A 17,124-nucleotide genomic window follows, 5' to 3' on the forward strand; every position below is an offset into this window, starting at 1 on the left:
CTTTCACTAAGAGGCTGTCCCGGCCTGTGGGCTTTCAGGGCGGCTCACACGGGCGGCGAGATGCACATCACGTCACCTCGATTTGGCCTCAAGTTCACCGGCAGGTAGAGTTGATAGTGCGACGCGGGGTGGAGCAGTTCGGTAGCTCGCTGGGCTCATAACCCAGAGGTCACAGGTTCAAATCCTGTCCCCGCAACTGGAGAAAAGGTCCGGAACACTGGAAACAGTGTTCCGGACCTTTTGTTTTAAGCTCCGGGCCGCTGTGTGGTGTCCCTCGGCCGCAAATCCCTCACCAGGCCCTGGTGCACGGCCACGTTCCGTGACTGTGCCGGATCGGCCCCGCGCAGGGGCCCGCGGGGGCAGGTGGTCATGGCGCCTCCGAAAGTACGGTAGTGTTGATCAAGCGACGCGGGGTGGAGCAGTTCGGTAGCTCGCTGGGCTCATAACCCAGAGGTCACAGGTTCAAATCCTGTCCCCGCAACCAGTAAGCACCAGCGGTGCACAGGAAAGGCCCGGATCATCAGATCCGGGCCTTTTCCGTTGCCTGCCTGTCCCGTCGCTTCACCTGTTGTCCGGCGGTCGCGCCCGGGCCCGGTAGCGGCAGGTGCCGGGCCTCAGCCGTCCTTGAGCCGCTGGTAGGTCGCCAGTGCCCTGGCCCGGGTTTCGGCAAGGTCCACGATGGGTGCCGGATAGCCGGGGGCGGCGCAGTCGGCCTTCCAAGGCTCATGGACGGCCTTGTCGTCCAGTGCCGCGAGCTCGGGGAGATACTCGCGGAGGTAGCGGCCGGCCGCGTCGAACTTCTTGCTCTGGGTGACCGGGTTGAAGATCCGGAAGTAGGGCGAAGCGTCGGCGCCTGACCCGGCGACCCACTGCCAGTTCGCCGGGTTGCTCGCGGAATCGGCGTCCACCAGAGTGTCCCAGAACCAGGCCTCGCCCAGCCGCCAGTCGGCCAGGAGGTTCTTCACCAGGAAGGACGCCGCCGCCATCCGCACGCGGTTGTGCATCCAGCCGGTGTGCCAGAGCTGGCGCATGCCGGCGTCGACCAGCGGATAACCGGTGCCGCCCTGCTGCCAGGCCGCCAGCTCGGCTCCCGAGGGCGGCTGCCACTCGAAGCGGTCGAACTCGGGCCGGTAATTCCGGGTCGCCAGGTCCGGGTTCTCGTAGAGCAACTGCCAGCAGAATTCCCGCCAGCCGAGTTCGGAGCGGAAGATCCCGACGTCGGCCGGTGCTCCCGGCGCAAAGTGTTCGCGCAGTGTGTGCCAGATCCGGAACGGGCTGATTTCGCCAAAGCGCAAGTGCGGGGACAGCCGGCTGGTGCCTTCGACGCCGGGGATGTCGCGGCCGGTGCCGTATTCGGCCGCGGGCCCTTCCACGAAATCCGCCAGGCGGCTGTGGGCGCCGGCTTCTCCCGGTGTCCAGGTGGCGGCCAGGCCGGCGCTCCAGTCGGGTTGCCGGGGGAGCAGGCCCCAGTCGTCGAGCGGCTCGCTGGCAGGCAACTGCCCGTCGCCGGTGCGTGCCGGGGCCGGCAGGCGGCCCGGCGGCGCTAAGGGCAGGCGGGGTTCGGGGCCGGCTACGCAGGCCCTCCAGAACGGCGTGAAGACCTTGTAGGGCCCCCCGCTGCCGGTCCGCACGGTCCACGGTTCGAACATGAGGGTGGCCTGGAAGCTTGTGGCTCCGATGCCCTCCGCCGTGGCCCAGGTCTTCAGGCCCGCATCCACAGCGCGTTCGGGCGCACCGTAGCGGCGGTTCCACAGCAAGGTGTCGGCAGAGGTTTCCGCGGCGAGGTCCTGGATGATCTGCGCGGCAGGGCCGCGGCGGAGCACCAGCCGCGAACCCGCGGCCTCCAAATCGGCGGCGAGTGCGGCCAGGGAGTGATGGAGCCACCATTTCACGGCTCCGCCCAGCGGCCGGACGCCGGGCGATTCCTCGTCGAGGACATAGACAACGGTCAGGGGTGTGCCCCGGGCGGCGGCCTCCGTCAGCGCAGGATTGTCATCCAGCCGGAGGTCGTCACGGAGCCAGACAAGGGTCGCAGACATGGGTCCACGCTACACGCGGGAGCCACAGGCCCGGCACAACAGGCCCGGCACAACACGCCGGGCACAGCAAGGGCCGGATCCCGGCGGCAGCACCTGGTGTGTCAGGCTGGGCCGCCGGAGTCCGGCCCTGGTTCGTTCCTTGGCGCCGGCACTAAGCGCCGGGTGGCCGTTTAGAGCTTGTCGAAGTCGGCCTCGTCGACCGTGGAGCCGGAGGCATCACCGTTGCCGGTGCCGATGGCCGCGGGGGAGCCGCCGGACTTCATCGCGGCCAGCCGGGCCTCGATCTCGGTCTGCTCGCCCATGTCTTCCAGCGAATTGAACTGGGCGTCCAGGCTTGAGGCTGCAAGCTCCTGTTGGCCACGGACCTTGGCTTCCTCGCGGCGGATCTTCTCTTCGAAGCGGCCTACCTCGGATGTGGGGTCCATGATGTTGATGCTCTTGAGGGCATCATGGACCTGGCTCTGGGCCGCGACGGTCTTGGACCGGGCCACCAGCTCATTGCGCTTGCTGGTCAGTTCGTTGAGCTTGCCCTTCATCTGGTCAAGGCCGTGCTTGAGCTTGTCCACCACTTCGGTCTGGGCCGCGATGTTCGGCGCGGCGGACTTGGCCTCGTTTTCAGAGGCGATCTGGCGCTGCAGTGCAACCTTGGCGAGGTTGTCGAACTTCTCCGCGTCACCGACGTCGCCCTTGGCCCGGTACTCGTCGGCTTTGCGGGACGCGGCGAGGGCCTTGTTGCCCCAGTCCTGGGCGTTGCGGATGTCCTCGTTGTAGTCGTCCTGAAGCATACGCAGGTTGCCGATGGTCTGTGCCACAGCGGACTCAGCCTCCGCAATGTTGTTCGTGTAGTCACGGACCATCTGGTCCAGCATTTTCTGCGGATCCTCGGCCTGGTCCAGCAAGGAGTTGATGTTGGCCTTCGCCAGCTGCGCCATGCGGCCGAAGATGGACTGCTTAACCATGGTGTTACCTTTCGTCCTGCTCAGTTGTCTCACTGATTCCAGTGAACCGTTAATATGTCTCTTCTATCCGCTGCCCGGTCCGTTGCGCCCGGCACGTCGTCGCCAATGGTTCGGGGCTGTTGCCGTGCGGCACGTGGGCCAAAAAGGCTAGAAACTGCCGGAGTCGCCTCCACCAAAGTCGCCGCCTCCGCCGAAGTCGCCGCCACCGCCCCAACCGCCGCCGGAATCGCCGCCTCCGCCCCAGCCGCCGCCGCCACCCCCGCCTCCGCCATGAAGGATCGAGTTGATGAGGATTCCGCCGAGGATCGCGCCGCCGAGACCTCCGCCGCCGCTGCCGCCGAACATCCCGCCGCGCCCGTAGCCTTGGTTGGCGTAGCCGCCGAAGTGGTCAACATCGGACTGTGCCAGCTGCGCAGCCTGGGCCGCCAGAGCGTAGGCCTGCTGCGCGTACTGCAGTGCGGTCACGGGGTCGTTGCGGGAGATGGAAAGCGCGTAGTCCAGGTTCCGCTGGGCCTCGGCCAGGCGCGTGCGGGCCTCGGTGCCCACGCCGCCGCGGCGGGCGGTGATGTAGTCCGACGTCGCGCTGATCTGGGCCTGGGCCGATGTGATGGTCTGTTGCAGCGAGGCCTGAGCGCGGCGCGCCTGTTCCTGCTGGTCGCGGATTCCGCTGAGCGACTCATCGAGGGTCTGGTGCGCGGCTGTCACCCGTTCCAGCGTGGCGACGGGATCGATCTTGCCGCCCTGGATTTCCGCCTTGACCTGGGCAAGGGCTGCTTCCACGGCAGCGACCGGTCCCGAAAGTTCCGGATGGGCGCCGGACTGGATCATCGCCTTGGCCTGCGCCAGGTCCTGGGCGGTATCGACGACGGCGGTTTCCAGGCCGCTGCGCGCCTCGCCAAGGCTGTCGGCCACCTTGGTGATGGCGCCGATCAGCACGTTTGTCTGGTGCAGGCTTTCTTCCGCGGCGCGCACGGCCACGGCGGCGAGACTGTTTTCGCCAGCGGCGAGTTTTTCCTTCGCCGCGGTGGAAGCGTTCTGCACGAAGTCGAGGCGTTCCTTGGCCTGCTTGATATTGTCCGCCACCTGGACTAGGGCGCTCTCGGCGTACTTGGCGCGCAGATCCGTCAGCGACTGTTCGGCGCTGGCAATCTTTGCCTCGGCTTCCGCGGCTCCGGCGCCGACGGCGGCAAGGGCCTCGGGGGCGTTCTTCTCCAGCTCCCGCAGGGAATCGAAGTCCGCTTTCTGCTCCTGCAGCGATGCCAGGGCGGCTTCGGAACGGCGGATGATTTCCCCGAGCCAGCTCCGCTGCTGTTCCTCGGTATCGGGAATGTGGTCATCGAGCTGCTGCTGAAGCTTGAAGGACTCCGTCATGTGGGCCTTGGCCTCCTGCAGTGCCTTGGTGAAGTTACCCACCGCGGAGTCACCGTACTGGGCTTGGGCGAATCCAAGTTCCTGCTCGCTGGACTTGATGGCGTCGTCGGCCTCGATCAGCAGGGAATCGCTCTTGCGTCGCAACTCTGCCACGCTAAGGCCCGCCAGCGGGTCCTGCTGGGCACCTTGGGTTCCGCCGGAGGCGCCGGAACCTTGGGCGGCCTTTTTGCGGCGGCTGCGGAAGTAAAGGTAGGCCCCCGCTCCGCCCACGGCCACGACGCCGACTCCCACCAGGACGCCGTTGCCCGCCCCCGCTTCGGACGGCACAGTGCCGCTGCCCCCGGCCGCAGCGTCGCCGACCGCAGCGGCGGTATCAATCGCCGCCTGCGCGAAGTCGCGCTTTCCGCCGGCCAGGTTCGGAACGATGGCGTTTTGGGTGATGTTGGACGTCTTGGAGTAGATGGCGCTGGCCGAGTTGGGAGAGAAATAGTACTTGCCGTCGTCGGACATGGTGAGGATGACGTCGGCCTTGCCCATGCCCTTGTTGGTCGCCACGGCCACGGCCCAGGCCTTAGGGTCCGAGGGGTTCTCGAACGTCTTTGCCGTAACGACGTACAGGTTGTACTTGTGGTCCTTCAGGAGCTTCTGGATGGCGTCCTGGACTTCGCCCTTGCGGCTGCCGAGCACGTTTGCGCTGTCAACGATGTTTTGCCCGGACGGGATGGTCACCGGGTCTTCGGCCAGGGCAGGAGCGGCGGGAAGCGCCAGCAATCCAGCCACGCCAAGGACGGCGAGGAAACGAATCAACTTAGACCGCATGTGCAACCCTTCAGCACTTCTGGGACCGGTTCGGTCGAACCAGCCGTCACAGAATGCAGCAGCGCCCCCACGCAGATGTAAAGCCGCAGGTCGCTGTGGCAATTCCATTTGATTCTATGGTGCACCCAAATGGCAGTCCACCTTGGGGAATATGCCACCAGCGAAAAGCGCTTAAGCTGGCAAACCGGCAATCAGGCCGCTGTCCATCCGTTCAGGAACCTCCCAGCAAATGTCCGCTCTAGTATCAGTCTGAGCGACCATAGTTATAGGCAGACGAGGATGAAAGGAAGTCTCATGACTGAGAACCCAGTGCCGGGTGCGTCACCGGAGCCGACACAACAGAACCGGGGACCGGCCGAACCGCAGGAGGGCGCCCCGGCGCAGCCGAATGCCTCCGCGCAGCCGAATGCCTCCGCGCAGCCGAATGGCGCGCACACCCCGGAGACGGCACCCGGAAGCCCGGCACCCGAGAACCCGACGCTTCGGCTGGACCGCGCCGAGGACGGCGCGCCGCGTCCGGTCTACCCGCAGCACCAGCCGGCCCAGGCCCAGACTTCCCAGCCACAGCACCCCGGTGCCGACACCCAGCAGTTCGGTGCCCCCGCGCCGCACGCAGGCCCGTACGGCGCTCCTGCCCAGCCCGGCCAGGGTCATGGCCAGCCCGCCCAGCCCCCGTACGGCCAGGCTCAGCAAGCACATTCCCCGTACAGCCAGGCGCCCTACGGCGCCCACCCCGGCAACCAGCCGACGTCGGCCTATGCCCCCGGCGCGAGCTTTGTGAACAACCCCGCTCACGCCCCCAAGCGCAAGGCAGCGTTCGGCGTCCCTGTCCTCATCGCCAGCATCGTGGCGGCCGGCCTGATCGGCGGCGGCGTGGTGGCGGGCGGCAACGCGCTGCTGGCCGACCGTACCTCCACAGCTTCCACGAGCAACACGAGCCAGGCCGGGGCCGGTGATCGTCAACAACAGGGACGACGTCAACGCCATCAGCGCCGCCGCACTGAAAGCTTCCCCCAGCGTGGTGACCATCAAGGCCACCAGCGGCAGCGACGGCGGCACCGGCAGCGGCATCATCCTCGACACGGACGGCCATGTGCTGACCAACACCCACGTGGTAACCCTCGACGGCAAGGCCGCCAACGCCACCATGGAGGTCCGGACCAGCGACGGCAAGGTCTACTCCGCGAAGATCGTCGGTACCGACCCGCTCTCCGATCTCGCCGTGATCAAGATCGACAACCCCTCCGGACTCGTCCCGGCCACGCTGGGTGACTCGAACAAGCTGAACGTCGGTGACACCGCCGTCGCCATCGGCTCGCCGCTCGGCCTCACCGGAACCGTCACCGACGGCATCGTCTCCACCCTGAACCGGACCATCAGCGTGGCATCCTCGGCCGCGCCGAAGGGCGGGGCGGACAACTCCCAGGGCGGTGACCAGGGCTTCCAGTTCGCACCCCCGGGCGGCGGCCAGACCCAGAGCACCGCTGACCAGGGATCCATCTCGATCAACGTCATCCAGACGGACGCGGCCATCAACCCGGGCAACTCCGGCGGCGCACTGGTGAACACGAAGGGCGAAATCATCGGCGTCAACGTCGCGATCGCCTCCGCCGGCGGCGACTCGGCCACCGGCAGCAGCAGCGGCAACATCGGCGTGGGATTCAGCATCCCGATCAACAACGCCAAGCGCGTGGCCCAGGAGATCATCAGCAACGGCAAGGCCACCCACGCACAGTTCGGCGTGAGCGTGAAAGCCAAGGCGGCAGGAACGTCCTCCTCCGGATTCTCGGTGGGCGCCGAGGTCGCGACCGTCGAGCCCGGCTCGGCCGCTGACAAGGCCGGCATCAAGGTTGGCGACGTCGTGACGAAGTTCCAGGACCTGACCATCAGCGATCCCAACCAGCTGACCGCCGCGGTGCGCGAACAACCGGCCGGGGCCACGGTCAAGGTCACGGTGCTGCGCGGCGGGCAGCCGAAGGAAGTCGATGTAACCCTCGGTACCGCTGCCGACCAATAGAAGCAGTAGCCGACATACAGCAGAAAGGCCGGGCGGCACCGAAAGGTGCCGCCCGGCCTTTGCCGTTCCGGGAACCTGCACGACGCCTCCATGACGCATGCACGGTGCTGACACAGGCGTTAACCCAGGCCGCGCGGCCCGGCAGCTATATGGTTAGCTAGGAAGAGCCCGGCTACCGGGCGTTCCGTGGCCATGACCCCGTCAGGGGCGGCTATCCACCCGCATGGAAGGCTGCTGTAGACACAGTGGAAGAGACCCTGAAAATCATTGTGCTGGTCAAGCACGTCCCGGATGCGCAGTTCGACCGCCACCTCACTGGCGAGGGCAACACCGCGGACCGCTCCGAAAGCATCCTGTCCGAACTGGACGAGTACGCCCTCGAGGCGGCCCTGCAGCTGATCGAGTCCCGCGGCGGGGAAGCGGCCGGGAACAAGGTCATCGCCCTGAGCATGGGCCCGGCAGCTGCCGTCAACGCGGTCAAGAAGTCACTCCAGATCGGCGCCACGGAAGGCGTGCACCTCAGCGACGAGGCCCTGGCCGGGTCCGATGCCGCGGCCACCTCGCTGGCACTGGCCGCCGCCATCCGCCACCTCGGCGCGGACGCCCCCGCGGACCTCATCATCACCGGCATGGCTTCCACGGACGGCGAGACCTCGCTGGTCCCGGCGCAGCTCGCCGAGCGGCTGGGGCTTCCACAGGTGACTTTTGCGGCGTCTCTGGAGCTCGACGGCGGCAAGCTCACCGCCCGCCGCGACGGCGACACGCACGCGGACACCGTTGAGGCTGAACTGCCGGCCGTCGTCTCGGTTACGGACCAGATCAATGACCCCCGGTACCCGAACTTCAAGGGCATCATGGCGGCAAAGAAGAAGACCATCACCACCTTGAGCCTGGCCGACATCGGCGTCGACACGGCCCAGGTGGGCAAGTCCGGCTCCTGGACCGCCGTCGAGACCGCCGAGGCCCGCCCGCCGCGCACGGCCGGCACCATCATCACCGACGAAGGCGACGCCGGCATCCAGCTGGTCGAGTTCCTGGCCGCCCAGAAGCTGCTCTAAAGGGGAAAATCCGAACATGGCAAAAGTACTCGTTTTCATCGACAACCCCGGCCCGGCGCTAAAGAAGTCGAGCCTGGAACTGCTGACGATCGCCCGCTCCCTGGGCGAGACCGTTGCCGCTGTCAACGGAGAGCTGCATGCAGATGCCGCCGCGGCCCTGGCTGCCTACGGCACCGAGGCGCTGTACCGCCCGTCCGCCGCAGACCTCGACGACTACCTCGTGGGACCCAAGGCGGCGTTCCTGGCCGCAGCCGTTGACGCGGCCGGAGCCGACGTCGTCCTGACCGAGAACTCGGCGGAGGGCAAGGAGATCGCCGCCCGGCTCGGCATCAGGCTCGGCGCCGGCGTCATCACCGACGTCGTGGCGGTCGATCCGGACGGAACCGCGCACAAGTCGGTGCTGGCCGGGTCCTACACCACCACCGCGAAGGCCACGACGCCCGTTTCCGTGCTGACCGTAAAGCCCAACAGCGTCACGCCGGAGCCCGCGGTGTCCGCTACGACGCCGGACGCCGTCACAGTCCAGCTTCCGGCCGGCGCCACCGCGGCCGCCGCCCGCGTCACGGCACGTAACGAAAAGCCTGCCAGCGGGCGCCCGGATCTGACCGAGGCGCGCATCGTCGTGGCGGGCGGCCGGGGCGTGGACGGCAACTTCGGCCCGCTCGAGGAACTCGCCGACGCCCTGGACGCGGCCATCGGCGCTTCGCGGGCGGCCACGGACGCCGGCTGGATCGGCCACGACGCGCAGATCGGCCAGACCGGCAAGACCGTCTCGCCGCAGCTCTACATTTCCGCGGGCATCTCCGGCGCCATCCAGCAGAAGGCCGGCATGCAGACCGCCAAGGTGATCGTCGCCGTGAACAAGGACGCCGAATCGCCGATTTTCGAGATCGCGGACTTCGGCATTGTGGGCGACCTCTTCCAGGTGCTGCCCCAGGCCACCGCAGAAATCAAAAAGCGCAAAGGCTGACCCATGAGCCCCAACGCCGCCCCGGCGCAGAGCCCGCTCGATCCGGAGACTTCCCGGATCGAGCGGGTGCTTTGTTTCACGGCCCACCCGGACGACATTGATTTCGGCGCCGCCGGCACGATTGCGGCCTGGACCGCCGCCGGAGTCCAGGTCAGCTACTGCATCATGACCGACGGCGACGCCGGCGGCTTCGATCCCGCGCAGCGCGACGAAATCGTGCGGCTGCGCATCGAGGAGCAGCAGCGCGCGGCCGCCCTGGTCGGCGTCACGGACATCCACTACCTGCACCAGCGCGACGGCTATCTTGAACCCTCGCATGAGGTGATGCGTGAAGTGGTGCGCCTGATCCGGCAGCTCCGGCCCGACGTCGTGCTGTCGATGCATCCGGAGCGCAACTGGAACCGCATCCAGAAAAGCCACCCGGACCACCTGGCCGTGGGGGAGGCCGTGACCCGCGCCGTATACCCGGCCCTGGAAAACCCCTTCGCGTATCCGGAACTGGCCGAGTCCGGGCTGGAGGCTTACAAACTGCCCTGGCTCTGGCTCTTCGCCGGGCCCGAAGAACGCGAAAACCACTTCGTTGACGTCACGGAGCATGTCGACAGCAAGCTTGCCGCCATCCACATCCACGTCAGCCAGCACCCCGACGTCGATGCCATGGAGCGCACGGTCCGCGGCCTCATGCTGAGCACCGGGGCGCGCGGCGGGCTGCCGGCGGGGCGCAGCGCCGAGGCCTTCCACGTCGTCACAGTCAACGGCCCGGGGACCATCGCCGGATTCTAGTGTTGCCGCAGCACACCCTCTGCCATATGCTGGCCTCTGTTTAAATCATATTTATTTGATGGAAGGCAGACTTTGATGGCGAAGACTGCGCAACACCCCGTTCTCGTGATCATGGGGGTCTCCGGATCGGGCAAATCGACCGTTGCGGGACTACTGGCCGGCAGGCTGGGCTGGGATCTCGCCGAGGGCGACGACCTGCACCCTGAATCGAATGTGGCCAAGATGCATGCCGGCCAGCCGCTGACCGACGAGGATCGGTGGCCCTGGCTGGAAAGCATTGCCGACTGGATCCGCACCCACACAGAAGCCGGAGCTCCCGGAGTTGTGACCTGTTCGGCGCTCAAGAAGCGCTACCGGGACATCCTGCGCGGCGAAGGCGTGGTCTTTGTGTTCCTTGAGGGATCACGCGACAAGATCTCGGACCGGCTGGCTTCCCGCCACGGGCACTTCATGCCGCCCGCCCTGCTGGAGTCCCAGTTCGAGGCGCTCGAAGCGCCCACCGCGGACGAAAACTTCATTGCCCTGTCCGTCTCCGCAACGCCGGCGGAAGAGGCACAGGAAATCATCACCCGACTTAATCTCGACGCTGCCGACGCCAGGCCCTGAGCCTTCCCGCGTTCCGCAGCCGACCAAGGAATTTTTGTGAAATCTCTGATAGCAACGCAGCTTCCGGCTGCCGTCGAGGCCGGGACCGGCATCGACACCCAACTACTGATCGTCGCCGGTCTGGGCATCGCCCTGATCGTCGTACTGATCGCCAAGTTCAAATTCCACCCCTTCCTGGCCCTCGTGCTGGGCTCCGGTTTCGTGGGCCTGGCCGCCGGCGTGGACCCGGCCAAGGTGATCGCCAACTTCGAAGACGGCGTGGGCGGTGTCCTGAAGGAAGTCGGCCTGCTGATCGCGCTCGGCGCGATGCTCGGCAAACTGCTCGCCGACTCCGGCGGCGCCAACCGGGTGGTCGACACCCTCCTGGCCAAGGCCACCGGCAACAAGCTGGTCTGGATGATCACACTCGTCGCCGTGATCATCGGCCTGCCGATGTTCTTCGAGATCGGTCTCGTCCTGCTGCTGCCCGTGATCGTCCTGGTCACCCAGCGCTCGAAGATGCCGCTCATGCGCATCGCCATTCCGGCGCTGGCCGGCCTGTCCGTGCTGCACGGCCTGGTGCCGCCGCACCCGGGACCGCTGATCGCGATCAGTGCCGTCAAGGCTGAACTGGGCACCACCCTGGCCCTTGGCATCCTCGTCGCCATCCCCACGGTGATCATCTGTGGTCCGCTCTTCTCCCGGCTGGCAGCCCGGTGGGTGCCCGTGGGCGCCCCCGCCGTCGCCGGCGGCATCGACACCGTGCACGGCGCGGACATGGAAGGCGTCAAGCGCCCGCCGAGCTTCCTGGTCACGTTGCTGACCATCATCTTCCCCGTGGTGCTCATGCTGCTCAAGGCCGTCATGGACATCATCTGGCCTGACCCCAAGACCGCCCCGGCCATCCGTACGTTCTTCGACTTCGTCGGACAGCCGCTCGTCGCAATGACGCTTGCCGTCCTGCTGGCCATGGTGACCTTCGGCTACGCCGTCGGGCTCAACGGCAGCAAGATCACAAGCAGGATCAGTGCGAGCCTCGGCCCCATCGCGGGGATCCTCCTGATCGTCGGCGCCGGTGGCGGCTTCAAACAGACGCTGATCGGTGCCGGCGTGGGTGACTCTGTGAAGGCTTGGGCCGAGGGGACCAACATGTCCGTCCTCGTGCTCGGCTTCATCGTGGCAGTCGCCCTCCGGCTGGCGACGGGCTCGGCCACGGTCGCTACCGTGACGGCCGCCGGGATCGTGGCACCGCTGGCCAGTTCGCTGCCACCGACCCACGCCGCACTGCTGGCCCTCGCCATCGGTGCAGGATCGCTGTTCTTCTCGCATGTGAACGACGCCGGCTTCTGGCTGGTCAAGGAACTGTTCGGGCTGACCGTGGGCCAGACGTTCAAGACCTGGTCCGTCATGGAGACTCTGATCTCCGTGGTGAGCTTCGGCCTGATCATGCTGCTCTCGCTCGTCATCTAGCCGCGTCTGAATCCAGCTGCGCTGGACGCAGGAAGCCGCCCGGGCCCTGGCTCCTTCTACGGAAGGTGCCACGGCCCGGGCGGCTTTTGTTTCCTGCTCGATTGTCCTGCTACGCGCCCAGCGGTGCGGCGGCGACGGTCGGCAGGGTCGGCGACGCGGACCCGCCCGCGGGTTCCACGGTGATGCCGAGGGCCGCGGCGGAGCCAATGCCCTTGACGACGGCCGGCTTGGACAAAGCTTCGGCATCCATGAGGCCCTGGGACACCGGAGCCGAGCCGTCCTTGGGGATCAGCCACATCTGGTACACCTTGCCCGCGGGGGGAGCCGGAACGCCGTTCATCTTGATAACGGCGGCGTCCTTGGACGGCGAAATCGACAGGGTGGCGGTGCCGCCTCCGTTGACGTCAACCGTGGCCTGCCGGACGTCGCTGGCCTGCATCACCTGGTTCAGCGGGTCGTTTTGGTTCGCCACATACGCGCTGACGCCCACGCCCCCCAGGGCGATGACGGCCGCGGCGGCGACCCCGACAAGCCAGTTCCGCATGCCCTGCGGGCGGCGGCGTTCCTCCCTGCGCTTGCGGGCGGCGCCGAGTTCGTCAGTGACCGGAAGTCCGGTGGCGTCGCGTACCGGATGCGGCACCACAGGCGTCAATTGCGGCTCCGAACCGGCGCGGGTTACGACGGCGGGGGACTGCCCTGCCGCCTGCGCCGGCAAAGAGGACATGATCCGCTCCAGCAGCCCGGCCGGAGGCTCCTCCTCCGCGGTGAAGCTGGTGGCCAGGGTCTCCCGGGCCTGCCGGACGCGCTCGTTGAAGGCATCCCGGTCCGCGGCCGGTGCGGAGGCGAGGAAATGCTCGATCTCGGCGCGTTCGGCGTCGTCGACGGCGTTGAGGGCATAGACCTCGGCAAGATCCGCGACGCGGCCGGACGTCAGGTCGGTGGCGATGTGCTCCGTGAAGCCGCCGGGGAGGCGGTTGTTGTCATGTGCATTCATGTCGGCCAATTCAGCTCACCCCCAGGCAGGTCTTCAGTCTGATGAGTCCATCGCGGATGCGGGACTTGATGGTGGGAACCGCGGCATTCAGCCGCTCGGCGACTTCCCGGTAGGTGAGGCCGCCGTAGTAGGCCAGGCGCACGGACTCCTGCTGCGTATCGGTGAGGGTCTCCAGACACCGGACCACTGCCTCGGCCTCCAGCCGGCTGCCGACCTCGTCCGAGACGGAATCGTGCTCGATCTCCTGGCTGCTGGCACCATACTTGGCTTCGCGGTCCGTGGCGGACTGGGAAGACCGGACCTTGTCCACGGCGCGGCGGTGCGAGATGGTCATGAGCCAGGCGAGCGGGCTGCCGGCGGCGGCATTGAACTTGGCGGCGTTCTGCCAAACCTGAAGGAAGACTTCCTGGGTGGTGTCCTCGCTGAGCTCGGTGTCGATCAGGACCCGGCGTGCCATGCCGAATACCCGCCGGGAGGTGAGGCCGTAAAATTCCGCGAAAGCTGCCTGATCGCCTTGGGCAATCAGTTCCAGCAGACTGCCGAGCCGGCTGTTGATGTCGGCGGAAGTGCCGGCGGGGGCGGCGGCCTCGGGGTTCGGGGCGTTCGGAGTTTCCATCACCCCCAAGCATAAGGCGCCAGCCGCAGTGCGGGGGCCAGTATGGTCAGCCTGCGCCTCGCGGGCCGCCGTTGCCTCGTGGGCAGGGCGCCGCTCCAGATGTGTTGTTCTCACCCGCCGCTCCTCCCTCCCTTCCGTTGTCCCGCCACGATGTGCTGTGGCGATCGCTCGCGCGGCCGACTTCAGAAACCGCTTTGGCCTTCAGAAGAGATTCGGCGCAGCCGGAAGCCCGGATGGGCGGAACCTGCGGGATTCTTCGTGCGCGGGCTCCCGGTGGGGTTCCCTGCGGGTCGGCCGCCGGCCCTGACCGGCCGGCCGGCCGGTCGGGGGAGATCCGTTACAGCTTGGCCCCGGCGAACCCGTTTTGGCGCCACGCCTCATAGACGGCGATGGATGCCGCGTTGGCAAGGTTCAGTGACCGCAAGGCCGGCAGCATCGGCAGGCGGACCCGCGACGTCACATGGGGACTGTGCTTGATTTCCTCCGGCAGGCCCACGGACTCAGGGCCAAACAGCAGGACGTCCCCCGCGCGGTAACGGATGTCTGTGTAGGTGGTTTCGCCGTCGGACGTGAAGGCAAACACCCGCTCAGGCTTCAGCGCCGCCCAGGCCGCCTCGATGTCCGGGTGCACGGTCACCACGGCGAGGTCGTGATAGTCCAGGCCGGCGCGCCGGAGCTTGGCATCGGAAAAATCAAAGCCCAGGGGCTCCACCAGGTGCAGCTCGGCGCCCGTGATGGCTGCCAGCCGGATGGCGTTTCCCGTATTGCCGGGGATTTCGGGGGTGTGGAAGAGGATGCGGAACACCATCCCATCCTAGCCAGCCGGGCTAGTGCATTCCGCGCAGCAGCCGGGCCAGCACGGGAACGTTGACGGTGTTGGGGGCCGGGCCCGAGCTGAGGAACTGCTTCAGGCCGCGGGCCAGGCCTGCGGCGTTGACCACCTCGACCAGCCCCGAGCTCTCCCCGTAGGCGCCGCCTTGGCCGCTGGGCGCGCGGCGGTGCCGGTCGATGACCGGCTGGTGCAGATTGCCGTCCGTGCTGTGGACAACAATCCAGCCGGTCACATTGAGCTCGGGGAAAATGTCCTGCATCCGGCGCACAACGTGGGCCAGCTGGGGCGGGGCCACTGACCGACCGCCATGTGTCAATGTGCTGCCGTTCCACGCATAGGCCCCGGGCGGCAGCAGCATGGAACCGATGATCGCGAGCCGGTAGCCGGCCAGGAGCGCGTGGTCGATGTGGCTGTTGTCCGCAGGAGACTGCAGTCCGTTGACCAGACGCGCCGACGGAATGGCGGTCAGTACCTGCCGGCTGATGAGCTGCACCGTGCGCATCTCCCGCTGAATCCGGGCCTCGGCCCCGAAGATCCCGCGTTTGCGGGGCATCCCGTGGACCTGCTGCCGCGCCACGTCCGCGGGAATCAGCGGCACCGCGGTGCCGTCGCCATACTGGTCGAAGGGCGGAACATAGACGGGCGCGTCCGCCGCGGTATTCCGTGGCGTGTTCGGGCGGCGCACATTGGCCGAAGCCCTGCTGCCCGCGGCCGGGGCGTCGAAGTGGGCGCCCTCGTCGTCGGCGGCCGTCGCGTAGGGGCCGCCCGGGCCGCTGCCGTACGAGCGGTCGTAGTCTGCGCGGCGCTTTGCGTCGATGAGGGTCTCGTAGGCGAGGGTGACGCGCCGGAACGCTGCGGGATCGCCGCCGTGGTCCGGGTGGGCGAGCCGTGCGGCCCTGCGGTACGCGACCTTGATCTCCTTGTCCGTCGCCGTCACGGGGATCCTGAGGACCTGGTAATGCGAGCTGCTGCCCTGCGTCAAACAGAAATCCTTTTCATTGATGGTGCCGGCGGTCAAGACGCCGGACCGTTCGCGGGCGACCGACGTGGCCAGTTTAACCGGCTGGAGGAACAACGAGCGCGTGTACCGGGATGGTTCCCGGCGGCTGGCATAATTCAGCGCATGCTCATCGCCCTCGCCGTCAATCCCCGTGCAGCCTTTGGCCGGGCGCGGCATGCCGGGAGGGACGCCGCGGCGCACTTCCGCGCGGCCGGGGCGGATGTCCTGCTGCTGTGCGAGGACAGCTATGCCGGACTGGCCCGGGCCGTTGACCGGGCGCTGGACTCAGGCGTGGATGCCCTCGTGGTGGTGGGCGGCGACGGCATGGTCCACCTCGGCCTCAATGCGCTCGCCGGTGCCGGGGCCATCCCCGGCGCCCGCGTCGAGGCAGGCGTCGCGGACGGCGCCGGCGCGGGGACCCACGCCGGAGCCGATGCAGGGGGCGGAATCGGCGGCCATGTGCCGCTTGGCATCATTCCGACCGGAACGGGCAACGATACGGCCCGGGCGCTGGGTCTGCCGCGGCACAACCTCCCGGCGGCCTGCGAGCGGGTGCTGGAGTCCCTGGCCGGCGGCGGAAGGATGATCGACGCCGGCCGGGTTACCGCCGGGGGAACATCCCGCTGGTTCGCGGGCGTGGTTTCGGCCGGCTTCGATGCCGCCGTCAACGAGCGGGCAAATGCCTGGCGCTGGCCGCGCGGCACGATCCGCTACCAGCTCGCCATGCTCCGTGAGCTGGCGTCGTTCCGGGCCATCAATTACACGGTGACGGCCGACGGCGAAAGCTGGCAGCAGGGCGCCATGCTGATTTCCGTGGCCAACGGCCAGTCGATCGGCGGCGGGATGAGGATCACCCCGGAGGCCGTCCTGGACGACGGGCTCCTGGACCTGTTCATTGTCAGCCGCGTGTCCCGGACCGGCCTGCTGGCCGTGTTCCCCAAGGTGTTTTCCGGCCGGCACGTGGACCACCCCGCCGTGCACCTGCGCCGGGTCCGGAAGGTGGAACTCACCGCCGGCAACGTCGTGGCCTACGCCGACGGCGAGCGGATTGGCGCGCTTCCCGTGACCATCGAGGTGGTTCCGCGCGCCCTCCGCGTGCTGGCGTAGGGTCGTTGCGCAGCGGCCTACACGGTAGCTGTGGCCTTTGGGGCCTTGCGCGCGGACAACCTGTTCAGCGCCAAGGCGGCCACGAGCAGCCCGAAGTCACGCAGTGCGACGTCGTAGAAGCTGCCGAGCACGATCAGGTTGATGATGATGCCCAGGAGCCAGACAGCCACGACGGCCGATCCCAGGCGGGGGTGCAGCGCCACCAGCACGCCGGCGAGGATTTCCACCCCGCCCACGACGTACATGATGCTCTGGGCCGGCAGGGGGACGACCGAGGTCGCCACGGGGGCCAGATACATGGTCCAGTCGGTCAGCAGGTTCGTGAATTTGTCCAGGCCGAACAGGATCGGCGCAACCGTAAAGACGGTCCGCAACAACAGGAAGGCCTGGCGGTGCGGGTCCGCCTTGAGCTGCTGTGCCGGAGTGGCGAGTGCTGGGGAAGCTTTCATGGCATGCTCCTTCTAAAGTTGGATATTCCGATTTTAGAACGCCTCGATCCGATTA

At 67.5% G+C, this 17,124-nt stretch carries 14 protein-coding genes, 2 tRNA genes and 1 pseudogene; 9 read left to right on the forward strand and 8 right to left on the reverse strand.

All coding sequences use genetic code 11. The features are described from left to right. Window positions 1–122 precede the first annotated feature (122 nt). Both ACVWZ7_RS17205 and ACVWZ7_RS17210 read left to right on the forward strand, forming a co-directional pair. Window positions 123–196 (forward strand) — tRNA-Met (locus ACVWZ7_RS17205). A 211-nt stretch (window positions 197–407) separates the two neighbouring features. Then, window positions 408–484, forward strand: a tRNA-Met gene (locus ACVWZ7_RS17210). Window positions 485–614: 130 nt separating this feature from the next. Here the strand turns inward: ACVWZ7_RS17210 and ACVWZ7_RS17215 are convergent. From ACVWZ7_RS17215 to ACVWZ7_RS17225, 3 genes are all read right to left on the reverse strand, one after another. Continuing rightward, window positions 615–2,039, reverse strand: coding sequence for a cryptochrome/photolyase family protein (locus tag ACVWZ7_RS17215; RefSeq protein WP_456508553.1), 1,425 nt, complete (start codon window positions 2,037–2,039; stop codon window positions 615–617). 170 nt (window positions 2,040–2,209) lie between these two features. After that, window positions 2,210–2,998, reverse strand: a complete 789-nt coding sequence (locus ACVWZ7_RS17220; protein ID WP_344367256.1) for a PspA/IM30 family protein — start codon at window positions 2,996–2,998, stop codon at window positions 2,210–2,212. Between the two features lie 147 nt (window positions 2,999–3,145). Then, window positions 3,146–5,188: a TPM domain-containing protein gene (locus tag ACVWZ7_RS17225; protein WP_456508554.1), complete on the reverse strand. Its 2,043-nt coding sequence runs from the start codon at window positions 5,186–5,188 to the stop codon at window positions 3,146–3,148. Between the two features lie 294 nt (window positions 5,189–5,482). Between ACVWZ7_RS17225 and ACVWZ7_RS17230 the strand changes: the two are divergent. From ACVWZ7_RS17230 to ACVWZ7_RS17255, 6 genes and pseudogenes are all read left to right on the forward strand, one after another. Continuing rightward, window positions 5,483–7,205: pseudogene (locus tag ACVWZ7_RS17230) on the forward strand (trypsin-like peptidase domain-containing protein). A 257-nt stretch (window positions 7,206–7,462) separates the two neighbouring features. Beyond that, entirely contained in the window at window positions 7,463–8,263 is an 801-nt protein-coding gene (locus tag ACVWZ7_RS17235; RefSeq protein ID WP_456509139.1) for an electron transfer flavoprotein subunit beta/FixA family protein, read from the forward strand. A gap of 16 nt (window positions 8,264–8,279) precedes the next feature. Beyond that, the gene (locus tag ACVWZ7_RS17240; RefSeq protein WP_456508555.1) at window positions 8,280–9,233 is read left to right on the forward strand and encodes an electron transfer flavoprotein subunit alpha/FixB family protein; all 954 of its coding nucleotides are present in this window, start codon (window positions 8,280–8,282) and stop codon (window positions 9,231–9,233) included. A gap of 3 nt (window positions 9,234–9,236) precedes the next feature. Next, on the forward strand, window positions 9,237–10,016 hold the full coding sequence (locus ACVWZ7_RS17245) for a PIG-L deacetylase family protein (protein WP_456508556.1): 780 nt from the start codon (window positions 9,237–9,239) through the stop codon (window positions 10,014–10,016). 75 nt (window positions 10,017–10,091) lie between these two features. Beyond that, on the forward strand, window positions 10,092–10,622 hold the full coding sequence (locus tag ACVWZ7_RS17250) for a gluconokinase (RefSeq protein WP_456508557.1): 531 nt from the start codon (window positions 10,092–10,094) through the stop codon (window positions 10,620–10,622). A gap of 45 nt (window positions 10,623–10,667) precedes the next feature. Next, on the forward strand, window positions 10,668–12,071 hold the full coding sequence (locus ACVWZ7_RS17255; RefSeq protein WP_456509140.1) for a GntT/GntP/DsdX family permease: 1,404 nt from the start codon (window positions 10,668–10,670) through the stop codon (window positions 12,069–12,071). Window positions 12,072–12,180: 109 nt separating this feature from the next. Here the strand turns inward: ACVWZ7_RS17255 and ACVWZ7_RS17260 are convergent, their stop codons facing one another. From ACVWZ7_RS17260 to ACVWZ7_RS17275, 4 genes are all read right to left on the reverse strand, one after another. After that, complete coding sequence (locus ACVWZ7_RS17260) at window positions 12,181–13,065, reverse strand: anti-sigma factor (protein WP_344367262.1); 885 nt, start codon at window positions 13,063–13,065, stop codon at window positions 12,181–12,183. A 10-nt stretch (window positions 13,066–13,075) separates the two neighbouring features. Continuing rightward, window positions 13,076–13,681, reverse strand: a complete 606-nt coding sequence (sigK, locus tag ACVWZ7_RS17265) for an ECF RNA polymerase sigma factor SigK (protein ID WP_091249146.1) — start codon at window positions 13,679–13,681, stop codon at window positions 13,076–13,078. Between the two features lie 337 nt (window positions 13,682–14,018). Beyond that, entirely contained in the window at window positions 14,019–14,486 is a 468-nt protein-coding gene (locus ACVWZ7_RS17270) for a tRNA (cytidine(34)-2'-O)-methyltransferase (protein ID WP_344367396.1), read from the reverse strand. Between the two features lie 22 nt (window positions 14,487–14,508). Continuing rightward, window positions 14,509–15,495: a J domain-containing protein gene (locus ACVWZ7_RS17275; RefSeq protein ID WP_456508558.1), complete on the reverse strand. Its 987-nt coding sequence runs from the start codon at window positions 15,493–15,495 to the stop codon at window positions 14,509–14,511. Window positions 15,496–15,636: 141 nt separating this feature from the next. Here ACVWZ7_RS17275 and ACVWZ7_RS17280 point away from each other — a divergent pair, with 141 nt between their 5' ends. Further along, complete coding sequence (locus ACVWZ7_RS17280) at window positions 15,637–16,620, forward strand: diacylglycerol/lipid kinase family protein (protein ID WP_456508559.1); 984 nt, start codon at window positions 15,637–15,639, stop codon at window positions 16,618–16,620. 17 nt (window positions 16,621–16,637) lie between these two features. Here ACVWZ7_RS17280 and ACVWZ7_RS17285 read toward each other — a convergent pair whose 3' ends face one another. Next, on the reverse strand, window positions 16,638–17,069 hold the full coding sequence (locus ACVWZ7_RS17285; protein ID WP_456508560.1) for a hypothetical protein: 432 nt from the start codon (window positions 17,067–17,069) through the stop codon (window positions 16,638–16,640). Window positions 17,070–17,124: the final 55 nt, after the last annotated feature.

It is taken from the genome of Arthrobacter sp. TE12232 (assembly GCF_054062615.1).

Excerpts from the sequence above, each read along its gene's own strand:
- ACVWZ7_RS17215 (WP_456508553.1), bottom strand. The coding sequence starts at position 2,039 with ATGTCTGCGACCCTTGTCTGGCTCCGTGACGACCTCCGGCTGGATGAC.
- ACVWZ7_RS17220 (WP_344367256.1), bottom strand. The coding sequence starts at position 2,998 with ATGGTTAAGCAGTCCATCTTCGGCCGCATGGCGCAGCTGGCGAAGGCC.
- ACVWZ7_RS17225 (WP_456508554.1), bottom strand. The coding sequence starts at position 5,188 with ATGCGGTCTAAGTTGATTCGTTTCCTCGCCGTCCTTGGCGTGGCTGGA.
- ACVWZ7_RS17240 (WP_456508555.1), top strand. The coding sequence starts at position 8,280 with ATGGCAAAAGTACTCGTTTTCATCGACAACCCCGGCCCGGCGCTAAAG.
- ACVWZ7_RS17245 (WP_456508556.1), top strand. The coding sequence starts at position 9,237 with ATGAGCCCCAACGCCGCCCCGGCGCAGAGCCCGCTCGATCCGGAGACT.
- ACVWZ7_RS17250 (WP_456508557.1), top strand. The coding sequence starts at position 10,092 with ATGGCGAAGACTGCGCAACACCCCGTTCTCGTGATCATGGGGGTCTCC.
- ACVWZ7_RS17260 (WP_344367262.1), bottom strand. The coding sequence starts at position 13,065 with ATGAATGCACATGACAACAACCGCCTCCCCGGCGGCTTCACGGAGCAC.
- sigK (WP_091249146.1), bottom strand. The coding sequence starts at position 13,681 with ATGGAAACTCCGAACGCCCCGAACCCCGAGGCCGCCGCCCCCGCCGGC.
- ACVWZ7_RS17280 (WP_456508559.1), top strand. The coding sequence starts at position 15,637 with ATGCTCATCGCCCTCGCCGTCAATCCCCGTGCAGCCTTTGGCCGGGCG.
- ACVWZ7_RS17285 (WP_456508560.1), bottom strand. The coding sequence starts at position 17,069 with ATGAAAGCTTCCCCAGCACTCGCCACTCCGGCACAGCAGCTCAAGGCG.